This is a genomic window from Blastococcus sp. TML/C7B (genome assembly GCF_016612845.1).
In the GTDB taxonomy this organism is placed as follows: Bacteria; Actinomycetota; Actinomycetes; order Mycobacteriales; family Geodermatophilaceae; genus Blastococcus.
Genome location: NZ_JAEOAA010000001.1, coordinates 1,679,402 through 1,695,859 on the forward strand (window position 1 = coordinate 1,679,402; position 16,458 = coordinate 1,695,859).

Here is a 16,458-nt window from a genome sequence, read left to right on the forward strand (position 1 = left end):
ACGGGTCACACGCCCGCGTGTCCGGCGGACGAGTCAGTCCGGTCCAGCGATGATCACGGCGGGCGACGGTGCGGCTACGCGAACGACACCAGCTGCCGGTACTGCGGCTGGGCGAGGGGGACATGTGGAGCAGAGCGAGCGCGAGCGCCCCGACCTCACCGTGGTGATCCCGTCCTACAACTCGGCGGAGTGGCTGCCCTCCACCCTGGAGGCCTGCGCCCGGGCGCTCGCCGCCACCTCGTGGACCGCCGAGGTCCTCGTCGTGGACGACGGCTCGACCGACGGCACCGCGGAGCTCATCACCTCGCTCGCCACCACCTACCCCGCGGCCCTGCGCGTCCTGCGCCAGGAGAACAAGGGCCGGTTCCTCGCCCGCTGGGCCGGCCTGCAGGAGGCCCGCGCCGAGCAGGTGCTCCTCCTCGACAGCCGCGTCCTGCTCGGCCCGGGCAGCCTCGCCCACGTCGAGGCGGTCACCGCCGCGAACCCGCGCACGACCGTCTGGAACGGCCACTGCGTCACCGACCCCGACGCGCCGCTGGTCGGCCACTTCTGGGAGGTGCTCACCCACGTCTTCTGGGGCGGCTACCTGGGCGCGCCGGAGCCGGTCGAGTTCGGCCTGGAGACGTTCAACCAGCACCCCAAGGGGACCGGCGTCTTCATCGCCCCGCGCGCGCTGCTCGTCGAGGCCTGCCGCGTCGCCTGGCCGACCGGCGACGCCGCCCTGGCCAGCGACGACACCAAGCTGATCCGCCACATCGCCGCCGAGGTCCCGATCCGCCTGGACCCCGGTTTCGTGGCCGTCTACCGCCCGCGTGGCAACGTGCGCGACTTCGTCCGGCACAGCTTCGGCCGCGGCACGTTCCTCGTGGACAGCTACGCCGGCACCTCGGCGGGCTGGAACGCCGCCCTCGTCGGCCTGGCCGCCGCCCCCGTCATCGGGCTGGCGGTGCTCGCGGCCCTGGTCGGCGCCCAGGCGTGGACGGTCCTCGGCGGGCTCGCCGTCGCCGCGGTCCTCGCGCTCGCCGCGCCCGCCGCCCTGGCCGCCCGCAAGCGCTGCCCCGCGAAGGGGCTGCGCGCCTACCTCACCTACGCGCCGGTGTTCGCCGTCCCGTACTGGGCCGGGCTGCTGCGCGGGCGTTGGCCGTGCACGGCCACCTGCTGCGCTCGACCACCCGCAACCTGCCCGTCCGCACCGAGGTCGCCGCGTGATCGTCTTCGTCTACGGCACCACCGCCGAGGCCATCAAGCTGGCCCCGGTCGCGCGCCGGCTGGCCGCCCAGGGCGTCGGCTACGAGCAGTGGCTGACCCTCCAGCAGTCCGACACCGTGCTGCGCGCGCTGCCGGGCCTGGGCCTGCCGGCGCCCGAGCACGTGCTCGCCAACGGCCGCGGCGGCAAGCCGCTCGCCGGCCCGGCCGACGTGCTCGTCTGGCTCGCCCAGATCGCCGCCTGGGTGGTGCGCCACGGCTGGTCCGCCCGGCGGCGGCTGCGCAGCGGGGGACGGCGCAGCGTGCTGGTCGTCCACGGCGACACGATGACCAGCGTCGTCGGCGCGCTGCTCGCCAAGCTGCTGGGCGCGGACTGCGCGCACGTCGAGGCCGGGCTGCGGTCGGGCAACTGGCGGCACCCGTTCCCCGAGGAGCTGGACCGGCGCATCGTCGGCCGGCTCGCCGACGTCCACTACGCGCCGTCCGACGCCGCGACCGCGGTGCTCGCCGGCCGCCGCGGGGTCGTCCCCACCGGCGCCAACACCGTCGTCGACGCCGTCCTGGACCGTGCCCCGTCGGCCCGCCCGTCGGACACCGACCCCTACGGCCTGGTGCTGCTGCACCGCTTCGAGTTCCTCACCGCCTCCGGGCTCGCGGACCGGACGCTGGCCGCGCTGCGGGAGCACGCGCCGCACCGCATGGTCCTGGTCGCCGACGACCAGGCGCGCCACGTCCTCGGCAGCCGGCTCGACGCGCTGCCGACCGAGCTGTTCACCGTGCTCGACAAGGTCCCGCACGCGGAGTTCACCGACCTGCTCGCCGGCGCCTCGTTCGCCGTCACCGACAGCGGCGGCGTCCAGGAGGAGGCCGCGCTGCTCGGCGTCCCGACGCTGGTGCACCGCAAGGAGACCGAGCGGCAGGACGGCCTCGGCGAGAACGCCGTGCTCTCCGGCTGGGACATCGACGCCCTCCAGCACTTCCTGCAGCACTCCGCCGAGCGGCGCCGCCCGCCCCAGACCCTGCGCACCTCACCGTCGGACATCGTCGTGAAGGACCTGATGACCCGTGATTACCACTGAGCTCACGGCGGTCTCCGTCGTCGTCCCCGCCTACCAGGAAGCCGCCAGCATCGCCGCCGCGGTGACCCGCCTGGCCGAGGTGCTCGACGCCACCGGCCGGACCTACGAGATCCTCGTGGTCTCCGACGGCAGCACCGACGGCACGGCCGAGCAGGCCCGCGGCCTGGGCCTCCCGCAGGTCACCGTCCTGGAGTACTTCCCGAACCAGGGCAAAGGCCACGCGATCCGGCACGGCTTCGCGCACGCCGCCCACCCGCTGGTCGCCTTCCTGGACGGCGACCTGGACCTGCACCCCTCGGTGCTCCCGGGCTTCCTGGACCGGCTGGACGCCGATGTCGCCGACGTCGTCGTCAGGGTCCAAGGTGCACCCGGAGTCGGCGGTCACCTACCCGCTGGTCCGGCGGGTGGCCAGCCGCACGTTCCGCGGGCTCACCCGGCTGGCGCTGGGCGTGGACCTCGGCGACACCCAGACCGGCATCAAGGCGATGCGCCGGTCGGTCGCCGCACCGGTCATGGCCGAGCTCCGGGTCACCGGGTTCGCCTTCGACCTGGAGATGATGTGCCGGCTCGTCGAGGGCGGCGCCCGCGTCGAGGAGGCGCCGGTGGTGCTGGACTACGAGTTCACCAGCCGGATCGGTGCCGGGTCGATGTGGGAGGCGCTGCGCGACCTGCTCACCGTCGCGGCGCACAGCCGGGCCCGCCGCCTGGCCGCGGCCCGGACGGCGCGGACCGCGGCCCGGACCGCCACCCGGGCGCCCGCTCCCGCGCTCTCCGTCGTCACGCCGCTCGCGCCGGTCGAGGACGCCGCGCCGGCCGCCCCCGCCGCGCAGATCGCCGCCGTGCTGCCCCTCCCGGTGCCCCGCGGCCGCTCCGAGCACGACGACGACCTGCTGCCGCAGGCGGCCAACCGGTGACCACCGTGCACCCGGAGGTCGCTCCGCAGCGGCCGGCCCCCGTGACCCTCGACGCCGTCCGGGCCGAGCTCGCCGCCCCGGCCGCGACCGAGGTCCTCGCGCACGAGGCGCCCGTCTCGGCCCGCCAGATGTCGCTGGGCTACCTCCGCCGGCACGCGTGGCCGCTGATCTCGGTCGGCGGGCTCGCCGCCCTCGGGATCGCCTCCACCTCCGGCTTCCACGTCGTCACCGGCCGCGGCCTCGGCCCGGCCGGCTTCGGCCTGCTCGCCGCGTTCCTCGCGATCGTCAACATCGCCAGCATCGGCGCCTCGGCGCTGCAGAACTCCGTCGCGGTGGTCACCGCCGCCGCGCTCACCTCGCCCCCGGCGGACCGCCCGCGCCGCGGGATCGACGGCGCGACCGTCGAGGCGCTCGTGCTCGGTGGCGGGTTCGCCGCCGCGGTGGCGCTGGCCTCGCCGCTGCTCGCCGACGCCCTGGACACCAGCCGGCTCGCGGTGAACCTCGCCGCGCTGACCATCGTCCCGAGCTTCCTGTTCAGCGTCGCCCTCGGTCGCCTGCAGGGCGCCGGCAAGGCCCGGCTCGTCTCCGGCTACTCCACCGCCTCCCAGGTGCTGCGGCTGCTGCTCGCCGTCGCCGCCCTGGCCGCGGGCCTCGGCGCGGTCTCGGTCGTGGTCGCGGTGCTCGTCGCGATCGTCGCCGTCGCGGTGCTCGCCGGCTGGCAGACCCGGGACCTGCTGATCACCGGGCACAGCGCCTTCTCGCGCAAGAGCACCGTGCTGATGCTCCTGACGCTCTCGTTCGCCTGGCTGACCAACATCGACGTCGTGCTCGTCCGCATCCACAGCGTCGACGACGCCTCGGGGGCCTTCGCCGCCGCCGCGGTGCTCGCCAAGATGGGCCTGCTGGTGCCCACCGTGCTGTCGCTCTACCTGCTGCCGCGGTTCGTGTTCCGCGGGGCGGACGCCGGGGCGGTGCGCTTCGGGGTCAACATCGTGCTGGCCACGGTGCTCGCCAGCGGCCTCGCGCTGGCCGGGGTGGTCGCGCTGATCGGCGACACCCTCGTGGCGATCCTCTTCGGCGCCGGCTCGGGCTACGCCCCCGCGGCCGCGCTGCTGCCCTGGATGACCGTGGCCTACCTGCCGTGGGCCCTGGCCCAGGGGCTGCTGATCAGCCACACGGCCCGGGCGTCCTCCCGCGCCGTGGTCGCCCTGTTCGTGGCCGGCGTGCTGCAGTGGGTCGCCGCGTCGATGCTGCTGCCGGACCTGCGCGCCATGATCGTGGCCATCGGGATCATCGGTGCGCTGACCGCCGGCGCGCTGTTCGTCCTCGACCGCCTCGACGTCGCCCGGGAGGCCCGGCATGGCTGAGCACCCCGGCGCCACCGCCGTCCTGGACCCGGTCCACGCCACCGACGAGCAGCCGTCCGCGGCCGTCGTCGACGAGCCGGGTGCCCGCGGGCGCGGCCGGCTCCGCAACGCGGGCTGGGCGCTGTCCGGCGCCGCCGTCCTCGGTGTCGGGTACGTCCCGGCCGCCCGGGTCCCGATCATCGCCGACGACTTCCAGGCGCTCCAGGAGACCTACGCGATCACCGACGGCAGCCTCTGGGAGGCGCTGACCTTCGGGTTCTCGGCGGGCCAGCAGGCCGGCCACTCGAACCCGGTCGGTCAGACCCTCGGCGCGCTGTACCACTTCCTGGCCTACCGGCTGAGCGCCTCCGCCGGCGTCTCGCCGCAGTACTACGACGTGCTGGCCACCCTCGCGATGATCGCCCTCGGCGTGGCCGGCGCCGCGTCGGTGCTGGTCTGGGGGCTCCGCCGGTCGCCGGCGCTGCGCGTGCAGTTCTGGCCCACGTTCGCCCTGCTGTCGGCCGTCACGGCGGCCACGCTGCAGCTGCACGTGCCGTGGTCCGACGACCCCGTCGTCTCCTACGGCCCCGCGGGCTGGGGCTCGACGGCGATCGGCATGTGGACGCTCGCCTGGGCGCTGCGCGCCATCGCCCCGGGCAACCGCGACAAGCGGTCGATCGTGATCTGTTCGGCGCTCGGCGTCATGGCGGTCTGGTACTACGAGATGCTCGTCGGGGCCATCGCGGCGGTCGCCGTCGCCGTGGTGCTCACCGCGCTCACCGCCGTCGACCGCGCGCAGATCCGGCGCCGCTGCCTCGTGCTGATGGGAACCGCCGTGGCGCTGCCCGCGGTCATGTTCGTGGGCGGCCGGGTGCTGCTGGCCGTGCCGTCGGACGAGTCCGGTTACGGCGGGACGACGCTGGCGCTCGGCCGGGCCGGGGCTTCCGCCTGGGTCGACGGGATGCTCGGCGCCCTCCCCGGGGGCGGCTGGGCCTACCTCAGCGAGTCCGCCGGCGCGCCCGCCCTCGACGGGGGAGCGGTCGCCGTGGCCGCCGCTCTGGTGCTGTTGGTCAGCGTCATCGGGTACGCCTGGCTGTCCGCCGCAGCGGGACCGACAGCTGGGCGCACGTCGCCCCGGAGGCCGAGCGGCTGCCCGCGTGGCGCAGCCCCTGGATCGTGCCGGCCGCCGCCCTCGTCACGTTCTGGGCGGTCGCCACCGCGACCCACGCGATGACCGTCAAGTACAGCGAGAAGATGGCCCGGCCCGGCCAGGTGTACCTCTCCTACGCGGTCGGCGTGATCGCCGTCGCGGCGCTGATCGTGCTGGTGCTCGTGGCGCTGCGCCGGGGGCGCGGGGCCCGGTTGCTGGCCGTCGTGCTGCCGCTGGCCGGTGCCTTCGTCCTGGGCCAGGTCGCGCTCAACATGACCCTGGCCGAGATCACGCAGGGCAACTACCCGGTCAACGCCCGGATGGTGTCCCAGTCCGCCGACGGCGACGTGCCCGAGGACGTGCGCTGCGGGACGCTGTTCGACTGGATGACCAAGCAGGGCTGGCCCGAGTACTACCTCGTGGCGGTCCGCGACGGCGTCCAGGAGAACTACGAGCGCCTGTACGGCGAGCCGTTCTGCGCGGAGCTGGACGAGCGGACGGACTGAGCCGACAGGGTGACCCGGGTCGCCCGCTCTCAAGTCGGGGCGTCCCGGGGCCGATGCAGAGGGGGATCTTCCCCGTCTGCCTGGAGTCCACCCGTGCTGCTCACCTCCCGGTCCCCCCGTCTCCGGGGCGTCGTCCTCGCGGCCGTCGCCGTGCCCGTGCTGGCGCTGGCGGCCCCGGCGGCCCCGGCGCGGGGTGACGACTCCCCGGTGCCGACGCCGGCGGAGGCCCCGGTCGTGGACGCCGGCGGCACCGTCGTCGGCGAACTGGTGCAGGCCTGGCCCGAGCACGCCGACCCCGTCGGGGGCGCCGAGCACGGCCCGCTGAGCTGGGTCCGGACCGACGAGGGCGACAGCGTCCGGGTCCTCACCGAGGACGTCGAGGACCTCCCGCTGGGCGCCACCGTCGAGGTGACCCTCGGCGACCAGGTGCCCGACGAGGCGGCCGCGGGTCTCGGGCTCGCCCCCGCGCACGAGCTGCTCGAGGCCGAGGTCGTGGCCCCGGAGGCACCGCCCGCGACGGCGCCCGCGCTGGCCCCCTTCACCAACGAGGTGACCGTCGTGCTGGTCCGCCCGCCGGGCACCACGGCCGACGGGATGACCGCGCAGCGCCTGGTCGACGCGCTCAACGGGCCGGTGGCCGACTTCTGGGAGAGCGAGACCGACGGCGCCGTCCGGCTGCACGGTGCGGCGGCGACGCCGGACTGGCTGACGACGACGGCCGGCTGTGACAACCCGTTCGCGCTGTGGGCCGAGGTCGCGGCGCACCCGCTCGTCCGGTTCGCCGAGGCCGCCGGCCGGCACCTGCTGGTCTACGTCCCCGGCTACCCCGCGCAGCAGCCCGGCTGCGCCTACGGCCTCGCCGAGGTCGGCCGCGCCCTGTCCGACGGCGGCAACCTGCTCGTGCGCGGCTCGGAGACCTCGATCATGGCGCACGAGCTCGGCCACAACTTCGGCCTCGGGCACTCGTCGGCCCACCAGTGCGACGGCGCCACCGACGCCGGCACCTGCCGGACCAAGGCCTACTACGACCTGTACGACGTCATGGGTGCGTCGTGGGAGCGGATCGGGTCGCTGAACGTCGTCCAGGCGGCGCTGCTCGGCGTGCTGCCGACGGCCGCGCGGGTGGACCTCACCGCCGGGGGCGCCGGGGCCACGGTCACGCTCTCTCCGGTGTCGGGCCGCAGCGGCACGCGGGCCGTGCGGCTCACCGACGCCCGCGGCGCGCAGCACTGGCTCGAGCTGCGGACGGCGAGCGGCATGGACGGCTGGCTGGGCACGACGGCGAACCGCCCCGGCCTGGAGGCCGGCGTGCTGCTGCGGCGGACGGGCACCGGGTCCGACACCTCGCTGCTGCTCGACGGCACCCCGTCCCCGGCGGCCGGGTGGGACACCGACACCCGGCAGGCCCTGCCGCCGGGGTCGGCCGTGACCGTGGCCGGCGGCGACTTCGTCGTCACCGTGCAGAGCCGGACCGCGACCTCCGCCGTCGTCGGCATCCGGACCCGCGCGGACGGGCAGACCCCCATCGCGCTCGTCGCGCAGGCGTCCTCCGCCGCGCTCGGCCCGGCACTGGCGCCGGAGGCCTGCGGTCTCGCCGGTGGCGGGTGCTACCAGGTGTTCCGCTACGGCAGCGTCTTCTGGTCGCCGGCTACCGGCGCGCACGTCGTCCAGGGCTCGGTCGCCGCGCGCTGGGTGCAGGGCGGCGCGGAGAACGGCGCCCTCGGCTACCCCACGGGCGGCCCGTCGTGCGGGCTGCCGGGCGGCGGCTGCGCGCAGTCCTTCCAGGGCGGCGACGTCTACTGGTCCCCGGCCTCGGGTGCCCGCGTGGTCAGCGGGGCGGTGGCCGCGATGTGGACCGCCCACGGCCGCGAGCGGGGCGGTCTGGGCTACCCGGCCGCCGAGCTCGCCTGCGGCCTGGTCGCGGGCGGCTGCTTCCAGGTGTTCCAGTACGGCGTCGTGTACGACTCGCCCGCCGCCGGCACCGCCGTGGCCAAGGGCGGCATCGGCTACACGTGGATGGGCCGGGGCGCGGAGAACGGCGCCTTCGGCTACCCGGTGGGCTCCGAGGAGTGCGGCCTGCCGGCCGGCGGTTGCGCGCAGAACTTCCAGCACGGCCGGATCACCTGGTCGCCGGCCTCCGGCGTCCACCTGCTGACCGGCGCCGTCCGCGACCGGTACGGCCTGCTGGGCGAGGAGCGGGGGCACATGGGCTACCCGGCGACCGACACCGCCTGCGGGCTGGTCGGCGGCGGCTGCTTCCAGGTGTTCGACCACGGCTGGATCTACTGGTCGCCGGCCACCGGGGCGCGCGCCATCAAGGGCGGCATCGCCTACACCTGGCTGGTGCGCGGCGCGGAGAACGGCGCGCTGGGCTACCCGGTGGGCGACGAGGAGTGCGGGCTGCGTGCGGGCGGGTGCCTCACCCACTTCGCGGGCGGTTCGATCTACTGGGCGCCGGCCACCGGTGTGGGCATCGTCGGCGGTGCCCTGCGCGACGCGTGGGTGGCCGCCGGAGCCGAGGCGGGGTCGCTGGGCTACCCGCTGGGGTCGGACTACGCGGTCAGCGGCGGGCGCGCGCAGCGCTTCGAGGGCGGCACGCTGATCTGGCGCGCGGGCACCGGGGTGGTCGACCGGGCCTGAGCCGGGCGCGGCCGAGGGGCGTCAGCCCAGCAGGGCGGCCAGCTCGTCGGAGACCATCGAGCCGAGGGTGCGGGCGTAGGTGGCCGTCAGGTGGTTGCCGTCCCGGTAGACGACGACGCCGCCGATCACGGCGGGGCAGCTGTCGGCGGGGCAGATCCACTGCGTCAGGTCCAGCAGCTCGACGCCGGGCGTGCCGGTGGCGGCGGTGACCTCGGGGCCGTCGGCCCAGAGGATCTCGTCGCGGTCCATCGCGCAGCTGCTGAGGCGGTCCTGGTTCTCCGCGACGCACTCGGGCACCAGGACGTCCGGGCGCGGGGTGTCGCGCAGCGACACCACCGGGATGCCGGCCGCCACGAACGGCGCCCACGCCTCGCGGTAGCCCTCGGCCAGCAGCGGCTTGCTCTCCTCGAGCGAGGGGACCGGGCGGTCGGGGAGGGAGGCGGCGTAGCGGCTGCCCGCGACCAGCAGCGCGTCCGGCGGATCGGCCAGCAGGGCGGCGGTCACGTTGTCGTTGTGCGCGTCGCACGCGGTGTTCGGGGCCCCGTCCAGGTCGACGGTCAGCGCGTTGAACGGGCAGGAGCCCCGGGTGTAGACGTCGACCCGCCAGCCGCGCTCGACCGCCGCCGCCTCGACGGCCGGCAGGTACTGCTCGGCGTGCGAGTCGCCGACGAGGGCGATCGTGGTGCCGGCGGCGAGGTTGCCGAACGAGCAGGGGTTCGCCGCGACCGAGCTCAGGTCGACGACGCACTCGTGCCCGTCGAGCACGGGCACGTCGCCGAACGCCACCGCCGGGTCGGGGACGAGCACGGGAAACGAGTCCTGCGGGGTGCCGTTGGCTGGATCCCAGCGCAGCGCGTTGGCTCCCGGGGTCACCGAGGCGTCGAAGTTGACGACGACGGGGGTCTCCGCGGCGGCAGCGAGCTGGTGGTTCTTCAGCGCCAGGCCGGCCAGCAGGGCGACCAGCGTGCAGACCGCGCCCAGGAGCAGGGCCGGACCGCTGGAGCGGCGCAGGGCGGGGGAGGAGAGCACCGGGCGCTCCACCAGCCGCAGGCTCAGCCAGGCCGGGACGACCGACGCCGCGACCAGCAGCAGCCCCCAGCGGAGCCGGAGGTCGCCGTCGGCGGTCTGGGCGGTGGCGATGATCAGCACCGGCCAGTGCCAGAGGTAGAGGGAGTAGGAGAGGCTGCCGACCCAGGTCATCGGGCGGGTGCGCAGCAGCGGGTTCTGCCGGCGGGCGTCCCCGGACAGGGCCGACCACAGCACGGCGACGGCGCCGAGGGTCGGCAGGAGCGCCGCCGAGCCCGGGAAGACCGTCGAGGCGTCGTAGGTGACCGCGGCCCAGACGATCGCGGCCAGCCCGGCCCAGCCCACGGCCCGGCTCAGCCGGGCGCTCGCCGGGGCGACGACGGGGACGACGGCGAGCGCCGCGCCGAGCGCCAGCTCCCACATGCGGGTCGTCGTCACGAAGTAGGCCCTGCCCGGGTCGGCGGCCGAGAGGGAGATCGACCACGCGAGCGAGGGCACCCCGATGAGCAGCAGCGGCACGGCGAGGTGCAGGCGGGAGATCCCGGTGGGCGCGTCGCTCCGGCGCCGGCTCCGGGCGAGGCGGACCAGGCCCACGACGGCGAGGATCGCCAGCGGCCAGACGACGTAGAACTGCTCCTCCACCGCCAGCGACCAGAAGTGCTGCAGCGGCGACGCGGCCTGGTCTCGCGCGGAGTAGTCCACCGCGCGGTCGGCGAGGTCCCAGTTGACCAGGTAGATCGAGCTCTGGACGAGGTCCTGCGCCACCTGCGCCCAGCGCATCTGGGGCAGGAGGAGGACGGTGAGGGCCGCGGTCCCGGCCAGGGCCACGGCCGCCGCCGGGAGGATCCGGCGCGCGCGGCGGGCGTAGAAGCCGGCCAGCGAGATGGTGCCGCGGCGCTCCAGCTCGGTGACCAGGCCCTGGGTGATGAGGAAGCCCGAGAGGACGAAGAAGACGTCGACGCCGACGAAGCCGCCGGACAGCCAGGGCAGGCCCGCGTGGTACAGGACGACGAGGCCGACGGCGACCGCGCGCAGGCCCTGGATGTCGGCGCGGAAGGTGTGCCCGCTGCCCGCCGGGGACGGGCGGGGTGGAACTGCCGGGAGACCGGGGATCCGCGTCGGGCCGCGCTCGTCCAGGGTCTGTGCAGTCATCGGCTTCCTCAGCAGCGGTGCGGGCGCCACTCACCGTGCGTGATCGGGAGTGTGCGTCGAGTGTGACACGACGACGCCGCTCCCCGGCGGCACCGCGACCGCGCGTCGGACCGCTCCGTCACATCCGCACCAGCCGCCCGCCGGGGCGGCCGGTGCGGATGCCCGGATCAGCCGAAGGTGACCGCCCCTGTGCCGCTGGTCCAGGTCGCCGTCCCGCGCTCGAAGCGCTGCGTGGCCCCGCCCGGCACGCCCTGCGGCTTGCCGGTGGGGTAGCCCCACCAGCCGTTCTCGGCGCCCTGGTAGATCCAGGCGTCGCGGATGGGCCCGTCGACGGGGAAGGCGCCGAACGCCGGGGCGTAGTACACCGAGCCGTGCTCGAACAGCTGGAAGCAGCCGTTCTCGCGCAGCCCGCAGTACTCGTCGGACGTCGGGTAGCCCATCGAGCCGTTCTCCGCGCCCAGCAGCATCCAGGTGTGGCCGAGGCCGCCCTTGGCGATGAACGTGCCGGCGGGGGACTCGTACACCGTCCCGTACTGGAACACCTGATAGCAGCCGCCGCGGACCAGGGCGCAGGACTTCTCCATGGTCGGGTAGCCCAGCACCCCGCGCTCGCGGCCCACCGAGTCGTGCTTGGCGCGGGTGAGGCCCTGCACCGTGTACGCGTTGGTGGCGCCGGACCAGTAGACGCTGCCCCGCTGGAAGTCCTGGGAGCAGCCGCCGCCGACCAGGCCGCACACCTCGTCGCCGACCGGGTAGCCGAGGGGGCCGTTCTCGGCGCCCTTGCCCATCCAGGTGTAGCCGATGCCGCCCTTGGCGACGTGCGTGCCGGCGTCGGGGGCGGTGTAGATCGTGCCGAACTGGAAGATCTGGTAGCAGCCGCCGGCGACCAGGCCGCAGGCGCGGTCCATCGTCGGGTACCCGAGCGCGCCGTTCTCGCGACCGATCGCGCCCCACTTGGTGGCGATGTCCCCCGAGACGGTGTGCGCGCCGGTCGCGGCGGTCCAGTAGACGAGCCCGCGCTGGAAGGGCTGGAAGCAGCCGGCGTCCTTGATCCCGCAGAACGGGTCACCGGTCGGGTAGCCGAGCGCGCCGTTCTCGGCGCCGGTCGACACCCACTTGGCGCCGACGAGGCCGTACACGGCGTAGGCGCCGGTCGCGGCGGTCCAGTACACCGTCCCGCGCTCGAAGACCTGGTAGCAGCCGCTGCCGGCCAGCCCGCAGTTCGCGTCGGAGAGGGGGTAGCCCAGCGTGCCGTACTCCCGGCCCAGCCCGGTGTACCTGTCGAGGATCGCGCCGGTGACCGCCCAGGCACCCGTGCTCGGGGTCCAGTAGATGAGGCCCTTGGAGAACACCTGGAAGCAGCCGTTGTTCGCCAGCCCGCAGAGGTAGGGGGACTGGACGCTGCCCAGCGCGCCCCCGTTGCCGCCCAGGCTCTGGTACTTGGCGTAGAGCGCCGAGCCCTCGGCCGACTGCGTCGAGCCGAACCAGTCGGTGAAGTAGTTCCAGAAGTTCCGGTTGCCGTACGAGGAGCAGCTGTCGCCGGTGCCGTAGCCGGCGTTGAGCGCGGCCTGGTTGGGGCGGTACGGGGTGTAGATGTAGAGGCCCGCGGTCGCCTGGTTGGCGATGTAGACCGTCGAGGTGCCGCACCCGGAGTTGGGGTGCCACTGGATGATGTTGTTGCGGCCGGCCTTGTACTGGTAGCTGGCCGGCGAGGACGCGTAGCGCTGGTACTGCCAGGCCGAGCGGTACAGCTGGTTCTGCAGCCCGGCGTAGGTCGGGTCGCACCCGCCGTTGGCGGTGTCGGGGCAGGCGTAGCCCGCGGCGCGCTCGTACTTCTTGGCGGTGGGGTTGGTGGCGGTGACCAGCCCCATCTCCTTCTGGAGGAGGACCAGCAGCACCCGCGGGTTGACCCGGCACGTGGCCGCCACGCGGGCGATGACCTGGGCGGCGGTCTCGTCGTAGGCGCCGCGGTAGCCGCCGCACAGGGCGTCGGCCGCGCGGTCGGTGGTGTTCATCCGGTAGTTCTTGAGGCACGGCGAGCCGTCGGTGCCGACGGTGCAGCCGGCGCCGCGCAGGTTCAGGAAGTCCTGGATCGCGCCGGCGTCCATCGCCAGCCCGTCAGAAGAAGACCGCGTCGCTGATGATGTTGCCCGGGTCGAAGTACCGCGTGTCCGCGGCCTGGGCGGGTGCGGCCGGGCTGCTCGTGAGGACCGGCGCGACCAGCGCCGCCCCGACCAGCCCGAGGACGACGAGCAGGCGGGTGACCGCACCCCTCACGGGACCTGCACCTCGACCGGCTCGGTGCTGCCGGCCGAGCGCTCCGACTCGTAGGCGAGCACGGCGTCCCAGGTGCCGGGCGCCAGCTGGTCGCCGGGCACGACCAGCTCGCCGCAGGCGGTGCTGGTGACGTTGGGCGTGGCCTCCCGCGACGCGGTCGCGCTCGCGCCGCCCTGGGTCAGGGTGAGCGTGCAGGTGCCGCCCTCCTCGACGAGGAAGGGCACGAAGCCGCCGACCTCGACGACGCTGCTGTCGGGGTTCCAGCCGTAGTAGGTGATCTGGACGGTGGCGTCCGCGCGTGCGCCGCCGGTCGGTGCCGGGACGGTGCTGGGCGCGGGGTCGGTGGCGACCTCGGTCGGATCGGGGGCCGACGGGTCCAGGGGGGTGCCGTAGGTGCCGGGAGGGGCTGTCGACAGCGGCGATCCGCTGGAGGCCTCGTCGGTCGAGGAGGAGCAGCCGGCCAGGAGCGCGAGGGAGGCGCAGGCGGCGAGGGTGCCGGCGCGTCGGCTGGAGAGCATGAGCGGTTCCTTGTCAGATCGTGACGCCGACCTGTGCGTACGCGGCGCCGGAGTCAGGTGGCGACACCACGCGCGACCACGGTCAGCATCTAGGTTCTCACGCAGTGTTAAGGGGATCAGGAGCGACACGCTCGGCGTCCGGTGCTCCGCCCCGCTTCGGCTGACCGGGAACCGGGGCGGCGCGCTACCCTCGGCCGTCCTGCCATCGCCGTGGCGGGCCGACGACGTGTCGCGACCAGCCGGTCCACGGGAGCAGTCAGGAGATGGCCGTCAGCACGAGCGTGGCCGGGTCCACCGCAGCCGGGGCCGCGCCGACGGCCACCGACCCCGGTCCGCCCCGCGCCGGCGGCGCGACCATCGCCCTCCTTGTGCTCAGCGGCCTGCTCGGGCTGGTCGGCACCACCTACCTCGCGGTGGCCGGGCACGGTCTGGGCCTGCACCTCGACGAGCCCGACCTCTGGTTCTTCGACGACCACTCGGAGCTGACGCCCGACGCGCTGGGCTACGACACCGCGCGGGCGTGGAGCTCCGCCGCGCTCGGGGTCTGGGCCGCCGCCTGGCTGCTCGCCGGGCTCGCGGTGCGCCGCGGCGTCCGCGCCCGGTGGCTGCTGCTGGTCGGGCTGGTCTGGTCGGTCCCGCTGGTCATCGGGCCGCCGCTGTTCACCGCGGACCCGTGGTTCTACGGCGCCATCGGCAACGCGGTGCAGCTCGGCGTCGACCCGTTCGAGGACGGGCCGGGCGTCCTCGGCGACATCGCGGCGGTGCGCGGCGCCGAGGAGTTCTGGCGGTTCAGCCCCACCCCGTACAGCCCGCCCTTCGTGCTGCTGCTCAGCGGCCTGTCGCGGCTGCTCGACCAGGGCGAGCTCGCGATGCTGGTGGCGCTCCGGGTGCTCTGCGTCGCCGCCTGGGCCGTGTGCGCCGTCGTCGTGGCCCGCATCGCGCGGCACCTGGGCGGCAGCCCGTCGGTCGCGGTGTGGCTGGGCGCGGTCAACCCGCTGGTCCTGCTGCACCTGGTGTCGGGCAACCACAACGACGCGCTCATGCTCGGCCTGCTGCTCCCGGGCCTGCTGCTCGCGCTGCTCGACCGCCCGCTGCTCGGGATCGTGCTCTGCGTGGGTGCGGCCGGCATCAAGGCCACGGCGCTGGTCGTCGTCCTGGTGATCGGGGTGGACTGGGCGCAGCGCCAGGAGGGCTGGCCGGCCCGGCTGCGGGCGCTGGTGCTGGCCGGCGGCCTGGGCGCCGGCCTGTTCGCGCTGTCGGTGCAGCTGTCCGGCTACGGCTGGTCGTTCCTGGGCAACCTCGACACCCCCGGCAAGGCGCTGGAGGCGCTCACGCCCACGACGGCGCTGGCCTTCGCCCTCGACGTGGACGACCCGCCGATCGACGGCGCGCGGCAGGCCGGGATCGTCGTCGCCGTCGTGCTGGGACTGCTCTTCCTGACCCGGCTGCGGAGCTGGGGGCTGGTCCGCGTGACCTCCTGGATCGCGCTGACCGTCGTCCTCACCGGCTCGGTCGTGTGGCCCTGGTACCTGATCTGGCCGACGATGCTCTTCGCCGCCGCCGGGGTCCTCGCCGAGCGCCTCGTGGTGGTGCTGTGGTCGGTGGCCCTGCTGTTCACCGTGCTGCCGGGCGGGCACCCCGTGTTCGCCCTCTACGAGCGGCCGGGACCGGAACAGCTGGTGCTCGTCGTCCTGGGGGTGGCCGTCGTCGCCGGGCTGGTGCACGTCGGGGTGAGCCGGCGACGACGACGGCGACAACCCGCAGGGGTGCCCACGTGACGTCCACCCCGGCCCCGCCCGAGAACCCGCGAGAGAAGAGGAACAGCGTGCGCGTCCTGGTCGTGACGCCGACGTACAACGAGGCGGACAACGTCCGCCGGCACGTCGAGGCGGTCCTGGCCCGCCCCGTGGCGCCCGACGTCCTGATCGTGGACGACGGCTCACCGGACGGGACGGGGGACCTCGTGCGCGCGCTCGCCGCGGAGCACCCCGGCCGGGTCGAGCTGCTCGAGCGCTCCGGCAAGCTCGGCCTGGGCACCGCCTACGTCGCCGGCTTCACGCACGCGCTCGCTGCCGGGCGGTGGGACGTCATCGTGCAGATGGACGTCGACGGGTCGCACGACCCGCAGGCCATCGACGCGCTGATCGCCGCGATCGAGGACGCCGACCTGGTGATCGGCTCCCGCTACGTGCCCGGCGGCGCGGTGGCGAACTGGCCCTGGAGCCGCCGCACCGTGTCCTGGGTCGGCAACCTGTACGCCCGCACCGTGCTCCGCGCCGGCATCCGCGACCTCACCGGCGGGTTCAAGGCCTGGCGCACCGACCTGCTGACCCGGCTGGACGTCGACTCGTTCGAGGCCAACGGCTACGGCTACCAGATCGAGACGACCCACCGCGCGCTGCAGGCCGGCGCCCGGGTGGTCGAGGTGCCGATCACCTTCCGCGACCGCGAGCTCGGCGAGTCCAAGATGAACACCGGCATCGCCGTCGAGGCGGTCTCCGCGGTCTGGCGCATCCGTCGCGAGCCCGCGCCCTCCGCCCGGCCGGCCGGGCCGGACACCGGCGCCGGGCGGCGCTGACGCCGGACCGCGGCCGGGCGGGGACAATGGCTCCGACGCCCGAACCCTCCCCGACGAAGAAGGACC

12 protein-coding genes and 2 pseudogenes are annotated in these 16,458 nt (G+C 75.0%); 10 read left to right on the forward strand and 4 right to left on the reverse strand.

All coding sequences use genetic code 11. The annotated features are described in order from the left end of the window. Window positions 1–49 precede the first annotated feature (49 nt). From JKP76_RS23955 to JKP76_RS08265, 8 genes and pseudogenes are all read left to right on the forward strand, one after another. A pseudogene (locus tag JKP76_RS23955) lies at window positions 50–451 on the forward strand (glycosyltransferase family 2 protein); the annotation flags it as partial. A gap of 754 nt (window positions 452–1,205) precedes the next feature. After that, window positions 1,206–2,285, forward strand: a complete 1,080-nt coding sequence (locus JKP76_RS08245; RefSeq protein WP_200490371.1) for a UDP-N-acetylglucosamine 2-epimerase — start codon at window positions 1,206–1,208, stop codon at window positions 2,283–2,285. Next, window positions 2,272–2,625, forward strand: a pseudogene (locus tag JKP76_RS23960) (glycosyltransferase family 2 protein); the annotation flags it as partial. The gene JKP76_RS08245 and the pseudogene JKP76_RS23960, both read left to right, overlap by 14 nt. A gap of 22 nt (window positions 2,626–2,647) precedes the next feature. Further along, on the forward strand, window positions 2,648–3,199 hold the full coding sequence (locus JKP76_RS20645) for a hypothetical protein (RefSeq protein ID WP_242471929.1): 552 nt from the start codon (window positions 2,648–2,650) through the stop codon (window positions 3,197–3,199). Further along, window positions 3,196–4,566, forward strand: coding sequence for a lipopolysaccharide biosynthesis protein (locus JKP76_RS20650; RefSeq protein WP_242471930.1), 1,371 nt, complete (start codon window positions 3,196–3,198; stop codon window positions 4,564–4,566). Before JKP76_RS20645 ends, JKP76_RS20650 begins: the two co-directional genes overlap by 4 nt. After that, window positions 4,559–5,779: a hypothetical protein gene (locus tag JKP76_RS08255; protein ID WP_200490375.1), complete on the forward strand. Its 1,221-nt coding sequence runs from the start codon at window positions 4,559–4,561 to the stop codon at window positions 5,777–5,779. The genes JKP76_RS20650 and JKP76_RS08255 overlap by 8 nt, the downstream gene beginning before the upstream one ends. After that, window positions 5,722–6,201, forward strand: a complete 480-nt coding sequence (locus JKP76_RS08260; RefSeq protein WP_200490376.1) for a hypothetical protein — start codon at window positions 5,722–5,724, stop codon at window positions 6,199–6,201. The genes JKP76_RS08255 and JKP76_RS08260 overlap by 58 nt, the downstream gene beginning before the upstream one ends. 93 nt (window positions 6,202–6,294) lie before the next feature. Then, window positions 6,295–8,841, forward strand: a complete 2,547-nt coding sequence (locus JKP76_RS08265; protein WP_200490377.1) for an LGFP repeat-containing protein — start codon at window positions 6,295–6,297, stop codon at window positions 8,839–8,841. A 21-nt stretch (window positions 8,842–8,862) separates the two neighbouring features. On the opposite strand, the gene JKP76_RS08270 is transcribed toward JKP76_RS08265, so the two are convergent. The 4 genes from JKP76_RS08270 to JKP76_RS08285 form a co-directional block, all read right to left on the reverse strand. Next, window positions 8,863–11,019, reverse strand: a complete 2,157-nt coding sequence (locus JKP76_RS08270) for an acyltransferase family protein (protein ID WP_200490380.1) — start codon at window positions 11,017–11,019, stop codon at window positions 8,863–8,865. 167 nt (window positions 11,020–11,186) lie between these two features. Beyond that, a complete protein-coding gene (locus tag JKP76_RS08275) occupies window positions 11,187–13,127 on the reverse strand; it encodes a hypothetical protein (RefSeq protein ID WP_200490382.1) in 1,941 nt (646 codons plus the stop codon). A 10-nt stretch (window positions 13,128–13,137) separates the two neighbouring features. Beyond that, window positions 13,138–13,296: a hypothetical protein gene (locus JKP76_RS08280; protein ID WP_200490384.1), complete on the reverse strand. Its 159-nt coding sequence runs from the start codon at window positions 13,294–13,296 to the stop codon at window positions 13,138–13,140. Further along, on the reverse strand, window positions 13,293–13,814 hold the full coding sequence (locus JKP76_RS08285) for a hypothetical protein (protein ID WP_200490386.1): 522 nt from the start codon (window positions 13,812–13,814) through the stop codon (window positions 13,293–13,295). Before JKP76_RS08285 ends, JKP76_RS08280 begins: the two co-directional genes overlap by 4 nt. Before the next feature lie 263 nt (window positions 13,815–14,077). Between JKP76_RS08285 and mptB the strand changes: the two genes are divergently transcribed. Both mptB and JKP76_RS08295 read left to right on the forward strand, forming a co-directional pair. Next, complete coding sequence (mptB, locus tag JKP76_RS08290; RefSeq protein WP_200490388.1) at window positions 14,078–15,592, forward strand: polyprenol phosphomannose-dependent alpha 1,6 mannosyltransferase MptB; 1,515 nt, start codon at window positions 14,078–14,080, stop codon at window positions 15,590–15,592. Between the two features lie 47 nt (window positions 15,593–15,639). Beyond that, entirely contained in the window at window positions 15,640–16,392 is a 753-nt protein-coding gene (locus JKP76_RS08295; RefSeq protein ID WP_200490391.1) for a polyprenol monophosphomannose synthase, read from the forward strand. The last annotated feature ends 66 nt before the right edge of the window (window positions 16,393–16,458 follow it).